Annotated in this window: 1 protein-coding gene; it reads left to right on the forward strand. The window is 35.7% G+C overall.

Going from position 1 to position 1,121, the window contains the following annotated elements; genetic code table 11:
- Positions 1-189: 189 nt before the first annotated feature.
- Complete coding sequence (locus tag ASU03_RS18655) at positions 190-903, forward strand: FRG domain-containing protein (RefSeq protein ID WP_057833258.1); 714 nt, start codon at positions 190-192, stop codon at positions 901-903.
- The last annotated feature ends 218 nt before the right edge of the window (positions 904-1,121 follow it).

The following is a 1,121-nucleotide window of genomic DNA, read 5'->3' on the forward strand; positions in this document are numbered from 1 at the left end:
CAAATTCACGGTTTGGTATTTTCATTACGGTGCGTTTAAGTTATTGTTGTACTTGGTGAAAGTATGTTGCAACTAACAAGCAAATCAACAGGGACACGTAACACTTGCTCGGTTCCACTTCGTTTCATATTTTAGCAAGTATTACTTAGCCCGTTATTTGGGCGTTATGTTTATCAATAAGGTTGCAGATTGGAAATAGATTCAGTTATATCATTTCTTCAAGAAGTTGATACCCATGAGATTGCTAAAATGTTCAGGGGACATGCGAGTTACGAATGGGAGTTATTACCTTCTATTGCTCGGATCAATCATGATTCACTAGAGTCGAATTATGAAAACGGTGGATGGGAAAGTATAGAGACTGATTTGCTAAATAGCTTCAAACAACATGCTGTCCGTTATATATCTAAAGAGCCCAAAAACAAATTAGAATGGATGATCCAAGCTCAACATCATGGTGTTCCAACAAGACTCTTAGATTGGTCTTCAAATCCTTTAAAAGCGTTATATTTTGCTGTTGAAAATCCTGCGTATGATAGTGAAAATGGTAGTGTATATTTACTTAGCCCTTCTTCTTGGTCTCCGACTCCTTACGGCGTGGATTTAGATTCAATTATTACTATGAAAGCTTTTTACCCAGATATTATTAACGACCGTGTCGCTTCACAAGAAGGATGTTTTACAGTTTTTCCTCAAAGAACCGATTTGAAAAGCTTCAAGCCTTTAAAACATGGTTTTGCGCCAGAAACGGATATAGTAAATCTATCTAAAATTTCAGTAGCAAAAGATGCTAAACCAAAAATACGGAAGCAATTAGATAAGCTGGGGATTAATGACTTATCTATATTTCCAGACTTAGATGGCATTGCAAAAAGCCTAAGAAGACGGTTTGGCGTACTATAAACATAACAAGGCATTCAAACGGACAAAAAACAGTTGGCTTTTTGCTCGTGCCTCGCTTATTTTAGCCAACCATTTTATTGCCGCTTAATGCGGCGTTAAATGGTTTTGCAGACTTCGGCATAATTAAAACTTTAAAAGGGAATTTAATGAAAATAATATTTACTCAACTGTATATATTGTTGTTTAGTTCATTTATATCTATTACTAGTCAAGCCAAT

The sequence above is a fragment of the Colwellia sp. TT2012 genome (assembly GCF_001440345.1).
In the GTDB taxonomy this organism is placed as follows: domain Bacteria; phylum Pseudomonadota; class Gammaproteobacteria; order Enterobacterales; family Alteromonadaceae; genus Colwellia.